This window comes from Anaeromyxobacter sp. PSR-1 (assembly GCF_000964525.1).
Taxonomy (GTDB): Bacteria; Myxococcota; Myxococcia; order Myxococcales; family Anaeromyxobacteraceae; genus Anaeromyxobacter.
The window spans coordinates 14,820-32,954 of record NZ_BAZG01000020.1 but is presented as its reverse complement, the minus strand read 5'-3'; the positions used below and the strand labels follow the sequence as shown (position 1 = coordinate 32,954).

The following is an 18,135-nucleotide window of genomic DNA, read 5'->3' as shown; positions in this document are numbered from 1 at the left end:
CTAGAGATCCACCTGCGTGAGGCGATAGAGCCACAAGAGCCCGACCACCCAGCTGACCGACGCGCCCAGGATGATCATCTGCCCCCGGGCCGTCCCCGGGAGCACCATCAGGTACTCGGGGTTCAGGATCGAGAGGGCCACCGCCACGGCGAAGGGCAGCGCGCCGAGGACGACGGCGGAGGCGCGGCCCTCGCCGGTGAGCGCGCGGAGCTTGCCGTAGAAGCGGTACCGCTGCCGGATCGTCTCGCCGATCTGGTCGAGGATCTCGGCCAGGTTGCCGCCGGTCTCGCGCTGGATCACCGCGGACACCGCGAAGATCTTCATGTCCCCGTTCCCGGGGCAGCGCTCGGACATCTGCACCACGGCGCGCTCCAGGGTGAGGCCGAGCCGCTGCTCCTCGTAGGCGCGCGCGAACTCCACGCAGATGGGCTCGGGCATCTCGCTCGCCACCACCTGGAACGCCGAGGTCACCGCGTGCCCGGCGCGGAGCGAGCGCGCCATCATGTCGAGCGCCTCCGGGAGCTGCTCCGACAGCTTCGCGCTGCGCTTGGCCCGCGCCGAGAGCACGCCCAGGATCGGCAGCGCGGCGCCGCCCAGCGTGAGGCCTGCCACGCCGAGGCCGCCCGACCTCAGGCTGACGCCGAGGAGCGCGGCCACCACGGCGCCGGCCAGCGTGAGCGCCCCGAGCCGCGCCACGGTCCAGCTCGAGTCTGCCTGCTCGAGGAGCCGCTCGAGGCCCCGGGCGCCGGGTACGTGCTGGAGCGCCTGCTGCAGGGCGGCGCCCTTCGCGAGCCGGCCGCGTCGCAGGAGATCCGCGTCCAGCGCGCTGCCGCGCCCGATGGCGTGCAGGCGGCGCCGCAGCTCCGCGGAGCGCCGATCCGCGAAGTAGCGCGCGAGGTGGTACGCCGCCTCCAGGCCCGCGAAGATGGCCACGGCGGCCGCGGCGATCATCACCTCACGCATGGGCCGGCCCCTGGAGCCGCTCGATGATGCGGCCCGGATCGACGCCGAACTGGGCGATGCGCGTGAGGGCGCGCGGCCGGATGCCGGTGGGCCTGAAGTCGCCCAGGATCTTCCCGGTCGCGTCCACGCCGTGCTGCTCGAAGCGGAACACGTCCTGCATCGTGATCGCCGCGCCCTCGGTCCCGGTGATCTCCGCGATGCTGGTGATCCGGCGGCGACCGTCGGTGCCGCGGTTGAGCTGGACGATGACGTTCAGGCCGCGCGAGATGGTGGCCCGCGTGGCTCCCTCCGAGAGCGGCACGCCGCTCATGCCGATCATGGCCTCGAGCCGCGCCAGCGCGTCCCGCGGCGTGTTCGCGTGGACGGTGGTCATCGACCCCTCGTGGCCGGTGTTCATGGCCTGGAGCATGTCGAGGACCTCGCCGCCGCGGACCTCGCCCACCACGATGCGGTCGGGGCGCATGCGGAGCGCGTTCTTGACCAGGTCGCGGGCGAGGATCTCGCCCTTCCCCTCGATGTTGGGCGGGCGGGTCTCGAGGCGCACCACGTGGCGCTGCTGGAGCTGGAGCTCGGCCGAGTCCTCGATGGTGACGATGCGCTGGCTGTCCGGGATGAACGCGGAGAGCGCGTTGAGCAGCGTCGTCTTGCCCGCGCCGGTGCCGCCGCTGATGAGGATGTTGAGCTTCGCCTCGACGCACGCCCCCAGGAACCCGGCCGCCTCGACGCTGAGGGCGCCCCCGGCGAGCAGGTCGCGCATCCGGAGCGGCGTCACGCCGAAGCGCCGGATCGACACGATGGGGCCGTCGAGCGCGAGCGGCGGGATGATGGCGTTCACGCGCGAGCCGTCGGGGAGGCGCGCGTCCACCATGGGCGACGTCTCGTCCACCCGCCGGCCGATCCGCGACACGATCCGGTTGATGATCTGCATCAGGTGCTGGTTGTCGGCGAAGCGCACCGGGGTGAGCTCCAGCCGGCCCCCGCGCTCGATGTAGACGGTCGCGTAGGTGTTCACCAGGATGTCGGAGATGGTCGGGTCGGCGAGCAGCGGCTCCAGCGGCCCGAGGCCGGTGAGCTCGTCGAGCAGCTCCTGCACCATCCGCTCGCGCTCGATCTGGTTGAGCGGGAGGTCCCGTCGCGCGATCTCGCCGGCGAGCACGTTGCGCAGCTCGTCGCGCCGCCGCTCCGGGGCGAGCTTCTCGAACGCTTGCAGGTCGAGCGCGTCCACGATCCGGCGGTGCAGCTCGCCCTTCAGATCGTGGAAGTCCTGCGGCGCGGTCTCCGCCACCATCGCGTGGGCGGCGGCCGGCTCGTTCGCGCGCTGCTTGAGGCGGTCGGCGAGGCTCACGGTCACCTCCGCGCGAACATCCGGCGCAGCATGCCCGGACGGCGTCGATCCTGGTCGGCGCCGGAGAGCTTCCGGGCCAGCGTCGAGACGTCCCGCGACAGCGCCGAGCGGGGCGCCTCCTCCAGGATGGTCGAGCCCCGCTGCACGGCCCGGCTCGCCGCGGCGAAGTCGTTGGCCACGGTGGCCGTGACGGGCACCCCCAGCGTCTCGGCGATCACCTCGGGCGTGATGTTCGAGGACCGCAGGCACCGGTTCACCACGATCGCGAGCTTCGCGTCGGGGTAGCCGAGCTTGCGGAAGAGCTCCACGCAGCGCTGGGCGTTGCGCACCGCCGGCACCTCCTGGGTCACGACCAGCACCACCCGGTCGGCGGCGTCGAGCGCGCCCAGCGAGCGCTCGTCGAACCCGCGCAGCCCGTCGAGGACCAGGTGCTGGTAGTGCTGGCGCAGGAACGCGATCAGCTTCTCCACCGCCGCCGCGTCCAGGTGCTCGGCCTCCTCGAGCCGCTCCTCCTGCGCGAGCACGTGCACGCCGGACCGGTGCGCCTGCACCGAGGCGTCCAGCAGCTCGCGGTCGAGCCGCCGCATGTTCGCCACCACGTCGGTGATGGTGTAGCCGCCGTGCACGTCGAGGAACGCGTTCACGTCCCCGAGCTGCAGGTCGAGGTCCACCAGGCAGGTGCGGTCGCCGCCCCGCACCAGGTCGGCGGCCAGGTTCGCCGCCAGCGTGGTCGCGCCCATGCCGCCCTTCGCCGGGAAGACCGCGAGCACCTGGCCGGCGGCGGCGGCGCCGTCGGTCCGCGCCAGGCTGCGCACCGCCTGCTGCAGCCGCGCCGCGTCGCCCACCACCGCGTACTCCCGGGCGCCGGCGCGCATCGCGCGCAGGATCAGGTCGGGGTCCTTCGCCGGCCCGACCACCGCGACGCGCGCCCCGGACGCGGAGAGCCGCGCCACGGTGGCGAACGCGCCGTCGGGGTTCCCGTTCAGGCCCACCACCGCCAGCGGCGTCCGGGTCGAGTCGTCCACCCTCGCCGGCGCCTCGTCCACGCGCGCGAGCCGGAGGTCCCGCAGCGAGGTCAGCAGCTCCGCCTCGGCGGCGGGCGCCAGACCGGTCACGTAGATGCCCTTCGGTTCCATGGCTTCCCCCCTGGACTGCGTCGCTGGACCCGACTACCTGCTGTACCCGCGCTCACCGGCCGCGCCGCGCGCGGCGGTCGGGCCCGCGCCCTTCGCGCCCTTCGGCTGCTTCACCGCCGAGCCGTCGCTCCCGAGCAGGAAGAGCGCCGCGTCGGACGGGTCGTTGTTCTCGAAGTCCGTCGGCAGCGGCGGGAGCTCGTGCGGCGCCACCGGCTTGGCGAGCCGCGCCGTCACCACGACGAGCAGCTCGGTCTCGTCGCGCTGGTAGGCCTGCGAGCGGAAGAGCGCCCCGAGGATCGGGATCGACCCGAGCACCGGGACGCGGGCGCTCTGCGAGCGCACCTTGTCGGAGATGAGCCCGGCCACCGCGAAGCTCTGGCCGTCGCCCAGCCGGATGGTGGTCTCGCTCTGCCGCGACACCAGGCCCGGGATGGTGGTGCCGCCCACGGTCACCGCGGTGGTCGGGTCGAGGTCGCTCACCTCCGCCTTCAGCTTGAGGTGGATGGCGTCGCCGATCACCGTGGGCGTGAAGTGGAGCTGGATGCCGAACTTCTTCCACTCGACCGCGGTCTGGCCGAAGGTGGACGCGAGCGGGATGGGCAGCTCGCCGCCGGCCAGGAACGCCGCCTCCTGGCCGCTCATGGCGACCAGCGTGGGCTCGGCGAGCGTCTTCGCGAGGTTGCTCTGCTCGAGCAGGTTCAGCATCACCGAGAACGGGAACTGGCCGCCCTGCGAGAGGAAGAAGCTGAACGCGTTGTTGAACGCCGGGTTCGGCACGTCCGGCGGGAGGCCCGAGGCCCACAGGCCGCGCGGGCCGGTGCCGGGGATGGACGGGTTGGACTGGGTGTTGAGGAAGTCGCCGGGGTAGGTGCGGTTCCCGGTCATGCCGCCCACGCGCTTGCCGTCGTCGGACTTGTGGAAGAAGTTGACGCCCATCTCGCGGAGCCCGGTGCGCCCGACCTCGGCGAAGCGGACCTCGAGCTGCACCTGCTGCTGCCCCGAGACCTGCACCAGGTTCGCGACCTTGCTCGCGTGCAGGCGGGCCACCTCGGCGACGCGCTCCGGGATCCGGACGTCGCTCACCTGCCCGGCGATCACCACCAGGTCGCCGGCGGAGGAGACCTCGATCTTCTCGCCCGGGAACAGCTCCTTCAGCTGCTTGCGGAGGCCTTCCAGGTTGCGCGTCACCTGCAGCGCGATGACCAGCGGGTGGTTGTCGCGGTCCCAGAGGGTGAGGTCGGTGGAGCCGATCCCCTTGGCGGTGAGCAGCACCTGGTACGGGGTGACGACCTTCAGGTCCGCCACGTCCGGGTTGGCCACCGCGATCCGGCCGATCTGGTCGGAGACGACCAGCAGCCGGTTCTGGCCGGCCTCCAGGCTCATGCTGCGGGCCGCGCCGACCTCGCGGTCGATGCGCATCGTCGGGACGACGTCCTGCGCCGCGGCCGCCCGGCCCGCGACGAGCATCAGCGCCACCACCACCGCGTGCCGGCTCACTTGGCCCCTCCCTTCCCGAAGTCGCGCCGCTCGTAGAGGTCGCCGCGGAGGATCTCCACCACCTGCTTCGGCGCCTCCGGCGCCCGGGCCACGCGGCGCACCGGCGGCGCCGGCTTCACGTTGATCGGCGGCTCGACGTGCGCGTTGACGAGGCCGGCCGGGTTCACGCCGGCCGTGTCCACCAGCTCGCGGTCGATGCCGCTGCGCAGCGTGAGCAGGATGTTGCCCTTGGTCTGCGCCAGGGCGAGCTTCTCGGACTGCTCGCTGTCCACCATGAGCGTGGCGACCGTGGCCGGCAGCGACTTCTCCAGGCTGCGCTCGTTCCGCTCCAGCTCCTTGCCCACCGCCAGGACCGGTACGTTCTGGAGGATGATCTTCGAGAAGTATGCCGGGTTGGAGTTGCCGTTCGTCTCCGGCCGCATCACCACGATGACGTCCACCGAGTCGCCGGGGTGGATGAAGCCGGCGACGCCGACCACGTCGTTCACCCGGACCGCGGCGGCCCGCATGCCCGGCGGGAGGATGGCCGCGAGCCCGTGCCCGGCGTCCGCGGCGGCGAGGCGCGACTCGACCACCGGCTCGCCCTTGATGACGCGCGCGCGGACCACGCGATCCACCAGCCTGGCCGGGTCGGAGGCCGCGCCCTCGGGGACGTTCGCGCTGGGCCACTGCACCACCGCGAGGACGTCGGCGCGCAGCGTGGTGGCCTCCGGCAGGTCGATGGTCGCCACCACCACCGGCGTGGTCGACACGCGCGCGGCCGCCGTGCGGGTGTCGACGTAGCGGGTGACCAGCAGCACCGCGAGCGCCGCGGCGCCGGCCGCGATCAGCAGGAACAAAACGACGCGCAGCCCGGTGCGTCGCGGACCCCGCTCCGCGGCGCGCTTCAGCACGCCCATCCCGTCCGAACCGTTCGACATCTCTCCCCCCCCCTTGCACCTCAGCGACGCATCTCGGCCCGCGCCCACACCGTGTCCGGCACCGGGATCCCGAACCCCGTCAGCGGGACGAACGGGAACGACACCGTCACCACCACCGAGTCCACCGTCTCGCCGGTGACCGGATCGACCGTGCTGCGCGAGGTCGCCGCCACCGTGGCGCCCACCGCGCCGGGATCCACCGAGCCCGCGATCAGCGCTGCGCGCGCGGCGCCCTCGGCCGCGGCGAGCGGCGCCACCGCGGCGACGCTGCCCGCCCGCGCCCCCTCGCGCGCCGCGTTCACCACCACCTGCTCGCGGAAGAAGTAGAAGCCCCACTCGAGCCCGCCGAGCACGATGGCGAGCAGGAACGGGAGGACCAGCGCGAACTCCACCGCCGCGACGCCACGCTCGGTTTGCCGCCCGGAGCGCATCTCATCCCCCCATCACCACGGCCGCGAGCGCACCCGCCGCGAACGCCGCGCCCGCCGGCACGCTCACGCGATCGCCGGCCGCGCGCGCCGGGATCGACACCGGACGTCCCGCCGCGGCCGCGCGCAGGTTCGACCCGATGTCGCGCCGGGCCGCGCCGCCGCTCGCCAGCCACGCCACCGCCGCCAGCCCGCCGGCCGCCACCGCGGAGGTCGTGAGGTAGCTCGCGAGCGAGCCCAGCCCCACCCACGGCGCCGCCGCCACCGCCAGCTTCCAGTCCCCGCCGCCCAGCCAGCCGCGCGACCAGGGCACCCAGAGCAGCGCGCCCACCGCGCCGACCGCCACCAGCGCGCTCGCCGCGCCCACGAGCCCGCCAGCCGCCTGCACCGCGATGCCGCCCACCGCGAGCGGCACGGTGATGCGGTTCGAGATCCGGCGCCCGGCGGCGTCCGAGGCCGCGGCGACGGCGAGCAGGAACCCGAAGGTCCCGAAGGCGAACGGAGAGGTGGTCATGGCGTGGGCCGGGTACGACGGTGCTGGCCCGGACCCGCTGGTGCGGGCCAGCACCGCTCGCGTGCCGTGCTACGGAGCCGCCGCCCCGCCGGGAACGCGGTTCGCGGCGTTGCCGAACGTCGTGTTGACGTTCGTGCCGAGCAGCTGCGCGCCGACGATGATCACGAGCCCGATCACCGCGACCATGATCGCGTACTCCACCGCCGTCGGCGCTTCCTCGTCCTTCCACAGCCTCTTCAGCGTCTGCAGCATCTCGTCCCCCTGGTCGCACGAGGGCCGCCATGGCCCCGTCGTTCGTTCCTGACGCGGGGAAGGATTCCCGGTTTCACCAGCGGCATGTCCCACAATGCCTCGTCGCCGGCTCGCCAGACGCGCGGGGGAGGGATGGCGCATGCGCACAGCCGGTGAACTCGCGCCGCGACACTCGCGAATCGCCTGCTCGTCGCGAGGTACGAGCCGCACCCAGCCGCCTTCGGGCTACGGGATCTGCCGTCCCGCGCTGGCGGGAACCACGGGGCGGACGGCCGCACGCCCGGCTGCCGTCCGCCCGCAGCCGCTCGCCGGCGCCTCCGGGGGCGCCCCGTACCTTTCGCGCGAGCCCGCCCGCATGTTCCTGGGGTGCCGTCCGCTCGCGACGACCGCCTGGCGCCGCTCACCGGCATCCGCTTCGCGGCCGCGCTCGGGATCCTGCTCTTCCACTACGGCGGCCCGCTCGTGGCGGGCGCCCCGGCGTGGGCGCGCGCGCTCCAGACCGGCGGCTACGCCTGGGTGAGCCTCTTCTACGTGCTGTCCGGGTTCGTCCTCGCCTGGGCCAACCCGCACCCCATGGACCGCGCCGAGCGGCGCGCGTTCATGACGGCGCGGCTCGCCCGGCTCTACCCGGCGTACCTGCTCGCGTTCGCGCTCTCCGCGCCGTTCGCGCTGGCGCGCTGGTCCGGCGACGGCGCGGCCGGGCTCGCGAAGGCAGCCGTGGTGGCGGGCGCCTCCCTGCTGCTCGTCCACGCGTGGCTCCCGCCCATCTCGCGGCTGTGGAGCGCGCCGGGCTGGTCCACCTCGGCCATCGCGACGTTCTACGCGGTCTTCCCGTTCGCGACGGCGCGGCTCTCGCGCCTGTCCCGGCGCGGCCTCGCGCTCGCGCTCTGCGCGGCGTGGGCGGCCTCGCTCGCGCTCCCGCTCGCGTACCTCGCGCTCCGCCCGGACGGCCCTGGCGCCGAGCTGCTGCGGCACGAGCCGCGCTGGCTCGAGGCGCTCAAGTTCCACCCGGTCGCGCGCCTCGGGGAGTTCCTGGCCGGCGTGGCGCTGGGGCTGCTGCTCCGCCGCGGCGCCGCGCTCCCGCGCCGCCTGGCCGGCCCCGCGGCCGCGCTCGCGCTGGCGGCGGCGGTGGCCGCGCTCGCCTGGAGCGGCTTCCCGTACGTGCTCGTGCACAACGGGCTGTTCGTCCCGCTCTGGGCGCTGCTCGTGGCGGGGCTCGCGGGCGTGGCGTCGGCGGGCGGCGCGCTCGGCCGCGCGCTGTCGGCGCGCCCGCTCCAGGCGCTCGGCGAGGCGAGCTTCGCGCTCTACGCGCTGCAGGACCCGCTGTGGCGCTGGGCGGAGCTGCTGGTGCGCACCCCGGGATCAGCGGCGTCGCCCGGCTTCGTGCTGGGGTTCTCGGCGTTTGCGGTCGCGGTCTCGCTGGCGGTGTCGCGGTGGCTCGAGCGGCCCGCACGCCGCGCGCTGCGGGCGGCCCTGGGCCAGGCGCCACTCGCGGCCGCGCGCCCGCCCGCGCCCTAGCGCCGCGCGCGTTTCCGGGGCGCGGTTCCCCGGCTCAGGAGGCCCGCTGCTCCGGCTCCCCGCCCGGCTTCCGCGGCCCGGGCAGCCCGACGATCGCGCCGGTGAAGCCGAAGAACCCCGCGGCGGTCCACACGTTGCCGGTCAGCGGGCAGGTGCCGGTCCGGCAGCCGATGAAGTGCGCGTAGGCCGCGCCGAGGGCGGCGCCCACCGCCGCGCCGGCGAGGGTGCGCCAGTGCGCGCGGAGGCTGGGGGGAACGTTCACGTTGGATTCCTCGGGGTGCTGCGGGTTCCGGGGCCGCCGCGCGGTCCCCTGGGGGGTGAGAGCCCGCGCGGACGCAGAGGATTCCGCAGGTCATGGCCGCCCCGCGTCCACGGGTCGGGAGGACCCGCGCGCCCGCGCGCCGGCGCCCGCGCCCGCGCTCCTGCCCCCGGGTGATTTACGTGCCGGCGGGCTCCCTGCTTTGCTGCCGCTCCGGGGGAGCACGCGTGCGCATCGTGGTGGGCTGCCTGCTGGTCGCGCTCGCGCTCGCGGCGCGCGGCGCGCAGGCGCAGGTGCCGGCGCAGGAGCAGGGCGCCGACGCGGCGTCCGCGGCGACGCCGCTCGAGCTCGAGCTGTCGTTCGAGGCACGGGAAGCGCAACCCGGCGACGAGGTGCTGCTCGTCGCCCGCCTGCGCGATGCCGACGGCCGGGCCCGCGACGCAGCGCTCACGGTCGAGGTGGACGCCGGGACCGTGAAGGGCCTCCTCCGCGTCTCGCAGGGCGTCTACACCTGCCGCATCACCGCCCCGACCACGCTCGGCGCGCGCACGTCCATGGTGGCCTTCGCCACCGCGGAGAGCGCCGCCGCATCTGCCTCCCTTGCCCTCCGGCCCGGCCCGGCGCGCGTCATCGTGGTGGACGTGCCCGAGGGCCTCGCCGCCGCCGGCGAGCGCCACCCGCTCTGGATCTCGGTGACGGACGCGAACGGGAACCCGGTCGCCGAGGAGCCGCGGCTCACCGCCGGACGCGGGTCGGTGTCCGAGCCGGTGCCGCTCGGCGCCGGCCGCTGGCTGGCCGAGTACCGCGCCCCGCGCAGCGCCTGGGCCGGCGAGGACGTGGTGCGCGCCTCGGCCGGCGCGGCGTCCGCCTCGCGCGCGCTGCCGCTGCGCGCGGTCCCGGCCGTGCTCACGGTCTCCCCGCGGGCGGGTGTGATCCTGGGCGGGGGCGGTCCGGCGCTGGCCCTCGGGGCGGACGCGGCGGCGTGGCTGGTGGGCGCGCCGGTGCCGCTCGCCCTGGTGGCCGCGGTGGCGTGGTGGGGCGTCCGCGAGGACGGGCTCGCGTGGGCGCCGCGCGCCGGGCTGGACCTGCGCGCGGAGCGGAGCGCGCTCCCGCTCACCCTGTCGCTGGCGGCGCGGGCAGCGCTGGGCGCGCGCGGCACGGCCACGCTGTCGCTGGGCGGCGGCGCGGCGCGGGTGGCGAGCAGCGCGCGTCTCGCCGGGCAGCCCGAGCTCACCGAGTCGGCCTGGGCCCCCGCGGCGACGGCCGGCCTGGAGCTCGCGTTCCGCACGCGGTTCGGCGCGCCGTTCGCCGAGGTGCGCGGGTACTGGCTCGGCGATCCGCGGCTCGACACGGTGCGCGGCGCCGGCTGGCCGCTGCTGCTGTCGGCGGGGGTGCGGTTCGATGCGTTCTAGGCTCGGCAGCCTCGCCGCGCTCGCCGCGCTCGCCGCGCTCGCCGCGCTCTCGTGCTCGAGCGGATCGGACGGCGAGGCGCCGCGGCCCGCGTCGGTCGATCCCGCCGCCGGCCCGTCGGCCCAGGCCACGCGGGTCACCATCCACGGCGACGGCTTCCTGACCCGCCCCTCCACGAAGCTGTCCGGCGGCGGCGCCGAGGTGGACGTGCGGCACCGCGCCTGGCTCGGCGATACGGAGCTGGAGCAGGTCACCTGGGTGGACGTCCGCACGCTGCAGGCCACGGTGCCCGCCGGCCTCGCGCCGGGCTCGAAGCGCCTCGTGGTGGAGAACGCGCTCGGCCGGCAGGGCGCGCTGGACGACGCGTTCGAGGTCACCGGCGCGGCGCCGGCGGCGCTCGCGGCCTCGATCGCGGCCGACCGCGACACCGCGAACGTCGGCCAGGCCGTCTCGGTGACGCTGACGGTGCTGAACGGCGGCCACGCCACCGCCAACCTGACCTCCGTCGTCCTGGATCACGGGGGCACGGCGGCGGCCACCTGTGGCTCCGTCACCCCGGCGCCGGGAGCGCTCGGCACCGGCGCGTCCGCCACCTTCCACTGGACCTGCACCGCCAGCGCGCCCGGCACGCTGTCCCTGAGCGGCACCGCCGGCGGCACGGACGCCACCTCGGGCGATCCGGTGTCCGCCTCCTCCGCGTCGCCCGCCTCCGTGCTGATCCAGACCCCCGCCGCGCTCGACGTCGCGCTCGCCGTGGAGGGCAACCCCGCCGAGGCGCTCATCGGCCAGACGCTCGCGATCTCGCTCACGGTGCAGGACACCGGGCAGGCCGGCGCCACGGTGACGCGCGTCGAGCCGACCGCCACGCCGGCTGACGCCGTCGCGTGCGGAGCTCCCACGCCCTCCCCGCCGCAACCCGTCGCCGGGGCCGGCGCGCGCGCGTTCGCCTGGACCTGCACGCCGCTCGCCGCCGTGGACGTCGCGCTCGGCGCCAGCGTCGGCGGCACCGACGCGAACACCGGCGCCACGCTGCAAGCCTCCGCGCCCACCGCGAGCCTGCACGTGCTCCGGCCCGCGGAGCTGACCGCCGCGCTGGCGGTGGACCGCACCACCGCGGACGTGGACCAGCCGGTGCACGTCACGTTCACGCTCTTCAACGGCGGCACCGCCGCCGCCGAGGTCGCGTCGATCGTGGCCACGCGGGACCCGGCGGCGACCTCGACCTGCACCGCGCCTGCGCCGGGCCCGGGCCGCCTCGCGGCCGGTGCGTCCGCCACCTTCACGTGGACCTGCAGCGCGAGCGCCGCCGGCCTGCTCGTCCTGGGCGGCACGGCGAGCGGCACCGACGCGGTGTCGGGCGGGGTCCTCGGCGCGACCGCCTCGCCCGCCGAGGTGCTGATCCAGGCGCCGGCCGCGCTCACCGGCGCCATCACCGCCCAGCCGACCACCACGATCGCCGGCCAGCCGGTGGCGCTCACGCTCGAGGTCTCGAACCCCGGCGGCGCCGCGGCCGAGGTGACCTCGGTCGCGCCGACCGGTCCGGCCTCGGCGGTCTGCGGCGCGGTCACCCCGGCGACCCCGGTGATCGTCCCGGGCGGCGGCCGCGCAACCTTCCAGTGGCCCTGCACGCCGACCGACCCGGGATCCGCCCTCCTCGGCGCCACGGCCGACGCGACCGACGTGAACACCGGCGCCCGGCTCCGCGCCACCGCCAGCACGACCGTGGCGGTGGACTCCGGCGGCGTGCCCGCGGTCGCCGAGTTCACCGCCTCGCCGCTGGTGGCGAGCCCCGGGCAGCCCTTCGGCGTCACGCTCACGATCGCGAACGTGTCGGCGGTCACGACCCAGGTCACCGGGATCGTGCCCTCGATGACCGGCGCGACCGCGGGGAGCTGCAGCGCGCCCGCACCGGGCTTGCCGCGGCCGATCCCTGCCGGCGCCAACCAGACGTTCACCTGGAGCTGCACCGCCGGAGAGGTCGGCAGCTACGCGCTCGAGGCCGCGGTGACCTCCGCGCCCGCGCTCGCCGCGCAGCCCACCCCGGTCCCGGTCACGGTCCAGGCGCCAGGCCACCTTGCGCCGGCGACGGTGCAGGCGAGCCGCTCGACGATCAGCGTGGGCCAGGCGATCCCGGTGAGCCTGCTCCTCGTCAACGACGGCCAGGGCACCGCCGGCGTCACCGCGTTCCAGACGGGCGCGTCGCGCACCTCCGGCACCGGTGCGGCCACCTGCACGGCCGCCGCGCCCGCCCCGCCGCAGGCGATCGCCGGCGGCGGCAGCCTGACGTTCGGGTGGACCTGCACGGGCACCGGGGCGGGGTCGGTCGCGCTCGGGGCGGCGGTGACGGCCCGGGACGCCGGGAGCGGAGCCGACGCGAGCCCCACCGTCACGCCCGCCGCCGTGGCGGTGCAGGCTGCCCCACAGCTCACCGGCACGCTGACGCCGTCCGCGACCAGCGTCCCCGTGAACACGCCCGCGGGCCTCACGCTCGTGATCGCGAACGGTGGCGAGGCGGGTGCGCGGATCACCGCGGTGACGCCGACCGCCACGCCAGCCGGCCTCGCGACCTGCATGCCCGTCGCGCCTCCGGTCCCGGTGGACGTGCCCGGCGGCGGCGGCAGCGCGACCTTCACCTGGAGCTGCACGCCGTCGCAGGCGCGGAGCTACACGCTCGGCGCGACCGTCACGGCCGCGGACGTGAACGGGGGCCCGGCGCCGACGGTCACCGTGCACGCGGTGACCGTGAGCGCGACGGCCCCCTGAGCGCCGCTACTCCAGGTGCTCCGACGGCACCTCGGGCGGCTCGCGCTCCTCGCGGTCGGCCACCACCGAGATCGCCGGCGGACGCTCCTCGAGGCGCTTCGCGATCCGCTCCAGGCCGCGCGCCAGGTTCCGCACCGGCACGCGGCTGCCGGTGGCGAGCCGGCTCACGGCCTCGCCCGGCATCTCCGCCACGCGCCGCAGCGCCGCCGCCCGCAGGTTCTCCGCGCGCGCCCGGAGCTCGTCCAGGTGCCGCCGCATTCCGCGGGTGGACCAGTCCTCGCGCGAGACCCGCTCCAGCGCGAGGTCGAGGTCGTGCAGCGCCTCCTCGCCCGCCCCGAGCACGCGCAGCAGCCGTCCGCGCGCCTCGCCCTCGAGCGCGTCGATCCGACCCTGGACCGCGGCGATCGGGTTGCGCCGACCCTCTGCCCCGCCGTTCACCTTCCGTGCAGTGGACGCCTTCATGACCGCACCTCCTCCGCGGGCCGGGCCGCCCGCCCCGCGCCGGCGTGAAAGGGGTTTCCGTGCCATCCCGAGGGTAGCGCCGGCGTTCCCTGACGCGGCGCGTCCAGGAGGGGCCGCCGCCGAGGGGGGAAGCCCCCTGCCCGGCACCACCCAGGGTGGCATGCGCGCACTGTCAGACCCGGCTGCGACAGTCGTCCCGTGCGGCGCTTCGTGACCCTGGATCTCGAGACCGTGCCCGACGAGGCGCTGGTCTCGGCCGTGGACGGGGAGCCCTCCCGCCCCTACTCGGAGCAGCTCCGCCGGGTGCTCGCCGAGCGGCGCGCCCGGACGGGCGGCCGCAGCGACTTCCTCCCCTTGCCGTACCACCGCCCGGTGGCGGCCTGCCTGCTCGAGGCGGAGGAGGACGGCGGCATCGTCCGCGTCACCGACGCGGTCGCCTGGACCGACCGGCGCGGGCCGGAGGCCGCCTTCCTCGAGACGATGTGGCAGCGGCTGGAGGGCGCCTCGCTGGTGACCTTCCACGGCAAGGGCTTCGACCTGCCGGTGCTGGAGCTGCGCTCGCTGAAGCACGCCATCCCCACCCCGGCCTGGTTCGGGGCGGCCCGTCGCACCGGCGGGACCGAGCACCTCGACGTGAAGGAGCTGCTCGCCGGCCAGGCCACCGCGGCGCCGCTCGACCTGTACGCGAAGCTGGTGGGGCTGCCGGGCAAGGAGGACGTGGCCGGCGCCGACGTGCAGGCGCTGTACGCCGAGGGCGCGCTGGACCGGATCGCCGGGTACTGCATGACCGACGTGGTGCAGACGTTCCTGCTGTTCCTGCGCGTCCGCCTGGTGGAGGGGTCGCTCACGCCGGACGGCTACGCCGAGAGCGCGGCGCTCGCGCGCGACGCGCTGCCGCGGCTGTTCGCGCGGCGGCTCCGCCCGGGCGAGCGGAGCGCGCTGGACGGGTTCCTGGATCGCTGCGCGCCGTTCTTCGACGGCCGCGAGCCGGCGCTGCGGGCGCAGGCGCTGTAGCGCACCTGTCCCCGGAACGGCGCGGCCCGGCCGCTCGCGCAGCCGGGCCGTCGAAGGCCTCGCAGCATGGAGGGCGCGCGGGATTACCGCGGCGAGCGCTTCGCGCGGCGCTTGCGCTTGACGCTGAGCACGCGCTTGCGCGTCGCCTGGGCGCGCTTGGTCTTCGAGCGGTTCGAGATCTTCCGCTTGGAGCGGTTCCCGAGCTTGGCGGGCATGTGGTTCTCCTTGGTGTCCGTCGTGAAAGGCGGCGGAGTCTCGCCGCTCCGGGGGTGATCGGTCAAGCCCGGCCCCCGGCCCCGGGCCGGGCGGCGCGTGCGCCGGCGCTACTCCAGCCAGTCCCGGTCGCGGAGCTTCCTCGGCAGGTACTCCTCGGTGATGAAGCTGATCCCGCGGCGCGAGAGCGCCTCCAGCTCGTACTTCTCGCCGGAGCGGACCATCTCCTGGATCTCGCGCTGCCACTTCGGGTCCTTGAACCAGGGATAGGCGAGCATCTGCTTCGCGCGCGCGTCGTCCTGGTCGTTCATGCGGATCGACACGTTGCCGGGCAGCTTGAACTTGGCCTTGTCGAAGGAGGAGAGGCCGATGAAGCGCGCCTTCGGCACCGCCATCCGCATCGACTCGTAGGCCAGGTTGATCGAGCCCTGCTTCAGCACCGAGTAGATGTAGAAGCCCCAGGGATCGTTGTCCACGAGCACGTACACCGGCAGTCCCAGCTCGGAGTGGAGCCGCTGCACGATGCGGCGCACCCCGCGCGGCGGCTGGCCCAGGCCGGTGACGATGATGCACTTCTCGCGGGCCCAGAACTTGTCCTCGTTGAAGCGCTTCCAGACGGCGTCCTTCTCGATGAGCAGGACGTACTTCGCCTCGCTCTTGCCGAACTGGACCACGTGCTCCTCGACGATGGACGGCACCGACCAGCCGCCCGAGCCCATGCGGCGGAGGTCGATGGCGTCGCCCGCGTCGCGGATGGAGAGCGGGCCGACCATCGAGCCGCGGCCGCTCGCGAACAGGTGCAGCTCCTCGCGGAGCGCGTCGATCGCGACCTCCAGGTCCTCGATGATGGGGTCGGACTCCTCCTGCTCCTCGAAGGTGTTCTGCCGCGTCTCCCCGAGGGCGTGCTTCGTCATGTAGTAGAGGTCGCGGATGCTCGTCGTCTTGCCGGCGTCGATGAGCTCCTTGCACGCCTCCGAGACCAGGAACGTCTGCATGAACTTCTTCGCCATGGAGACGTTGAAGAAGTAGCGCCTCTGCTTCTGGTCCTTCAGCTCGATGAGCCGCTTGCGCGGGTTGAACTGGACGTTCGCGAGCGAGCGGACCGGGATCTCGACGAACGGGTTCTTGCCGCCCTTCACCGAGCGCAGCACCGACTCGGCGAGCGTCTCGATCTTCTGGACCGTCTTCTTGTCGATGGCGTCGAGCCTGGCCATGGCCTACTCCTGCTCCTCTTCCTCGGCCCTGCGCGGCCGCCGCGTGATCTTCCTCGACTGCTCCTCCAGCGCGGCGTCGTCGAGCCCCTCGCCGGCGCCCTCCTGCTCCGTCACCTGGTCGGCGAGCCGCAGGAACTCGCGCTTGATGGGGTCGGGGCTGCGCTTCACGATCTTGCCGATCGCCTGCGCCACCTCCTGGATGTACAGCTCGAAAAGGCTGCGCCGCTGCGCCTGGTAGTCGGCGTGCTTGCGCTTGCGGATGTGCGCCGCGAGCTTGCGGCCGCACTCCTGGGCCGCGAGCTGGATCTCCCGGGTGATCTCCGGGTAGTGCGCCACCGCCTCCTTCGCCTCGCTGGTGAACGGCACCCAGACCGAGGCGATGTGCACGAGCAGCGCCATGGGCCCGACCGGCAGCGAGCCGCGCGGCTGGCTGAGCAGGTAGTTGCGCCAGTCGGTCTTGACGATGGCCTCGGTCATGCCGCACGCGCCGCGCTGGAACAGCAGCGGCACGCGGTTCGCGAAGCGGAACAGCTCGATGGGCTTGTCGGCCGGCCAGCTCCCGCCGTACGCGAGGCCGACCTCCACCTGGAACGGGTTGCCGCGGTACACCTTGGGCGGCCGGGTCACCGTCGCGATGAAGTAGTTGTGGCCCTTGATCTTCTCGACGCCCTCCTCCGGCGGCGCGTCCGGCACCTCGGGCGCCTCGGCCTTCGCGGCCTTGCCCTTCTTGGTGGCCTTCTTCTTCCGGGCCGCGTCGAGGTCGAGCTGCTCCTCCTCCTCGGGCCCCTCGGTCTCGATCACGTTCAGGAAGGACACCAGGCCCTTGCGCATGAGCGTGTCGCCGATGGGCGAGAGGATCTGCGTCGGCGGCGCCATGATCCTGGTGGCGCCGATGGCCTGGTGGAGCTTGCGCGCCAGCTCGCGGTCGCCGGCCACGTCGCGCGGGCGGACCTTCGCCTTGAAGCCGGCCTTCTTCACGATCTCGTCGGCGACCGTGGAGGAGACGCGCGAGAACGCGGACTGCAGGAACCCGCGCACGTCGTGGCTCTTCGAGTCGGCGGCCATCCGCATCAGCGCGCCCAGCTCCACGCCGTGCGGGTGCGGCTTGATCTCCTGCGCCTCCTTGGGCAGCTCGTCGGTGGCGCGCGGGAACGAGAGCGGCGCCTGCCGCGGGCGCAGGTAGTGGAAGGTGGCGTGCGGGTTGGACAGCGCGGTGTGCTCCACGTAGCGGTTCACGAACCGCTGCCCCTGCTGCCAGTTCGCGACGATCTCCAGCTCCACCCGCGTGCCGTGCTCGTGCCAGTCGTCGAGCTGCCGCTCGGCGGTGACCACCGGGTTGTTCTTGCGGGTGTCGATCTGGATCTCGAGCCCGAAGGCCGGCTTGCCCTTGCCGGTGCGGGAGATCATCCGGATCGGCTGGCCGGTGGTGAGCTGGCCGTACATGGCGGCGGCGCTGATGCCGATGCCCTGCTGGCCGCGGCTCTGCTTCAGGCGGTGGAACTTCGAGCCGTAGAGCAGCTTGCCGAAGATCTTCGGCGCCTGCGCCTTCACGATGCCGGGGCCGTTGTCCTCCACCACCACCACGAAGCGGCCCTCGCCCTTCGTCAGGTCGCCCTCGCCCTTCTCGTCCAGCCCGAGGTCGCGGACCTCGATGGTGATCTCGGGGAGGATGCCGGCCTCCTCGCAGGCGTCGAGCGAGTTGTCCACCGCCTCCTTGATGGTGGTGAGCAGCGCCTTCGAGGCGTTGTCGAAGCCGAGCAGGTGCCGGTTCTTGGTGAAGAACTCGGAGATGGAGATCTCGCGCTGCTGCTGCGCCATCTGCTCCGCGGTGGCGCGGCGCCTCGGCGAGCGCGCCGCCGGGGCCGGCTCCGGCTCGGCCTCGGGCGCGGGCGGCAGGAGCTCCGGCTCCTCGACCGGCGCGGGGCGGGCCCGCCCGGCGGCCTTGCGCGCCGGCGCCCGGGCGGGCGGCGTCGCGGCGGGCTTCGAGCGGCGCGCGGCCGCTCCCCCGACCACCGCCAGCTCGAGCTGGTCGCGCTCCCGGTCCCGACCCCCCGCCTTCCCCTTCGCCCTCACCGCCGCCGCCTTCCGAGCCGCCATATGGACGCGCTGACCTCGCAACCCCGCGATATCGCCTGCCTGGCCCCAATAGCACGGCGGGGGATCCCGCGCGAGATCGCGGCGCCCCGTGCGCGCCAGCGCGCGGGCGGGCGGGCGTCCGGCGGATTGA

General features: G+C 74.7%; 17 protein-coding genes. 4 read left to right on the top strand and 13 right to left on the bottom strand.

The genetic code is table 11. The features are described from left to right. The 8 genes from PSR1_RS05770 to PSR1_RS05735 form a co-directional block, all read right to left on the bottom strand. Entirely contained in the window at window positions 1-963 is a 963-nt protein-coding gene (locus PSR1_RS05770) for a type II secretion system F family protein (RefSeq protein WP_059436673.1), read from the bottom strand. Beyond that, a complete protein-coding gene (locus tag PSR1_RS05765) occupies window positions 956-2,308 on the bottom strand; it encodes a CpaF family protein (RefSeq protein ID WP_059436683.1) in 1,353 nt (450 codons plus the stop codon). The genes PSR1_RS05770 and PSR1_RS05765 overlap by 8 nt, the downstream gene beginning before the upstream one ends. A 2-nt stretch (window positions 2,309-2,310) precedes the next feature. Then, window positions 2,311-3,444: an AAA family ATPase gene (locus PSR1_RS05760; protein ID WP_059436672.1), complete on the bottom strand. Its 1,134-nt coding sequence runs from the start codon at window positions 3,442-3,444 to the stop codon at window positions 2,311-2,313. A gap of 33 nt (window positions 3,445-3,477) precedes the next feature. Continuing rightward, window positions 3,478-4,941: a type II and III secretion system protein family protein gene (locus PSR1_RS05755; protein ID WP_059436671.1), complete on the bottom strand. Its 1,464-nt coding sequence runs from the start codon at window positions 4,939-4,941 to the stop codon at window positions 3,478-3,480. Then, window positions 4,938-5,861, bottom strand: a complete 924-nt coding sequence (cpaB, locus tag PSR1_RS05750) for a Flp pilus assembly protein CpaB (RefSeq protein ID WP_059436670.1) — start codon at window positions 5,859-5,861, stop codon at window positions 4,938-4,940. Before cpaB ends, PSR1_RS05755 begins: the two co-directional genes overlap by 4 nt. A gap of 20 nt (window positions 5,862-5,881) precedes the next feature. Further along, window positions 5,882-6,292: a TadE/TadG family type IV pilus assembly protein gene (locus tag PSR1_RS05745; protein ID WP_059436669.1), complete on the bottom strand. Its 411-nt coding sequence runs from the start codon at window positions 6,290-6,292 to the stop codon at window positions 5,882-5,884. Between the two features lies 1 nt (window position 6,293). After that, the gene (locus tag PSR1_RS05740; RefSeq protein WP_059436668.1) at window positions 6,294-6,803 is read right to left on the bottom strand and encodes a prepilin peptidase; all 510 of its coding nucleotides are present in this window, start codon (window positions 6,801-6,803) and stop codon (window positions 6,294-6,296) included. Window positions 6,804-6,872: 69 nt separating this feature from the next. Continuing rightward, complete coding sequence (locus tag PSR1_RS05735; RefSeq protein WP_059436667.1) at window positions 6,873-7,055, bottom strand: Flp family type IVb pilin; 183 nt, start codon at window positions 7,053-7,055, stop codon at window positions 6,873-6,875. A 366-nt stretch (window positions 7,056-7,421) separates the two neighbouring features. Between PSR1_RS05735 and PSR1_RS05730 the strand changes: the two genes are divergently transcribed. Beyond that, the gene (locus PSR1_RS05730; protein WP_059436666.1) at window positions 7,422-8,573 is read left to right on the top strand and encodes an acyltransferase; all 1,152 of its coding nucleotides are present in this window, start codon (window positions 7,422-7,424) and stop codon (window positions 8,571-8,573) included. A 34-nt stretch (window positions 8,574-8,607) separates the two neighbouring features. Here the strand turns inward: PSR1_RS05730 and PSR1_RS05725 are convergent, their stop codons facing one another. Further along, window positions 8,608-8,835 (bottom strand): DUF6132 family protein, encoded by a 228-nt coding sequence (locus PSR1_RS05725; protein WP_059436665.1) that lies wholly within the window; start codon window positions 8,833-8,835, stop codon window positions 8,608-8,610. A gap of 224 nt (window positions 8,836-9,059) precedes the next feature. On the opposite strand from PSR1_RS05725, the gene PSR1_RS05720 reads away from it, so the two are divergent. Both PSR1_RS05720 and PSR1_RS05715 read left to right on the top strand, forming a co-directional pair. Beyond that, on the top strand, window positions 9,060-10,244 hold the full coding sequence (locus tag PSR1_RS05720; RefSeq protein ID WP_059436664.1) for a hypothetical protein: 1,185 nt from the start codon (window positions 9,060-9,062) through the stop codon (window positions 10,242-10,244). Continuing rightward, window positions 10,234-13,005, top strand: a complete 2,772-nt coding sequence (locus tag PSR1_RS05715; protein ID WP_059436663.1) for an IPT/TIG domain-containing protein — start codon at window positions 10,234-10,236, stop codon at window positions 13,003-13,005. Before PSR1_RS05720 ends, PSR1_RS05715 begins: the two co-directional genes overlap by 11 nt. Window positions 13,006-13,011: 6 nt before the next feature. Here PSR1_RS05715 and PSR1_RS05710 read toward each other — a convergent pair whose 3' ends face one another. Then, a complete protein-coding gene (locus PSR1_RS05710) occupies window positions 13,012-13,467 on the bottom strand; it encodes a hypothetical protein (RefSeq protein WP_059436662.1) in 456 nt (151 codons plus the stop codon). 198 nt (window positions 13,468-13,665) lie between these two features. On the opposite strand from PSR1_RS05710, the gene PSR1_RS05705 reads away from it, so the two are divergent. Next, window positions 13,666-14,481, top strand: a complete 816-nt coding sequence (locus tag PSR1_RS05705) for a 3'-5' exonuclease (protein ID WP_059436661.1) — start codon at window positions 13,666-13,668, stop codon at window positions 14,479-14,481. Window positions 14,482-14,564: 83 nt separating this feature from the next. Here PSR1_RS05705 and PSR1_RS24805 read toward each other — a convergent pair whose 3' ends face one another. The 3 genes from PSR1_RS24805 to PSR1_RS05690 form a co-directional block, all read right to left on the bottom strand. Next, entirely contained in the window at window positions 14,565-14,696 is a 132-nt protein-coding gene (locus PSR1_RS24805; protein ID WP_012634086.1) for a hypothetical protein, read from the bottom strand. A 108-nt stretch (window positions 14,697-14,804) separates the two neighbouring features. After that, window positions 14,805-15,908: a DNA topoisomerase IV subunit A gene (locus PSR1_RS05695; RefSeq protein ID WP_059436660.1), complete on the bottom strand. Its 1,104-nt coding sequence runs from the start codon at window positions 15,906-15,908 to the stop codon at window positions 14,805-14,807. 3 nt (window positions 15,909-15,911) lie between these two features. Next, window positions 15,912-17,981, bottom strand: a complete 2,070-nt coding sequence (locus PSR1_RS05690; RefSeq protein ID WP_237757832.1) for a DNA topoisomerase VI subunit B — start codon at window positions 17,979-17,981, stop codon at window positions 15,912-15,914. Between the last annotated feature and the right edge of the window lie 154 nt (window positions 17,982-18,135).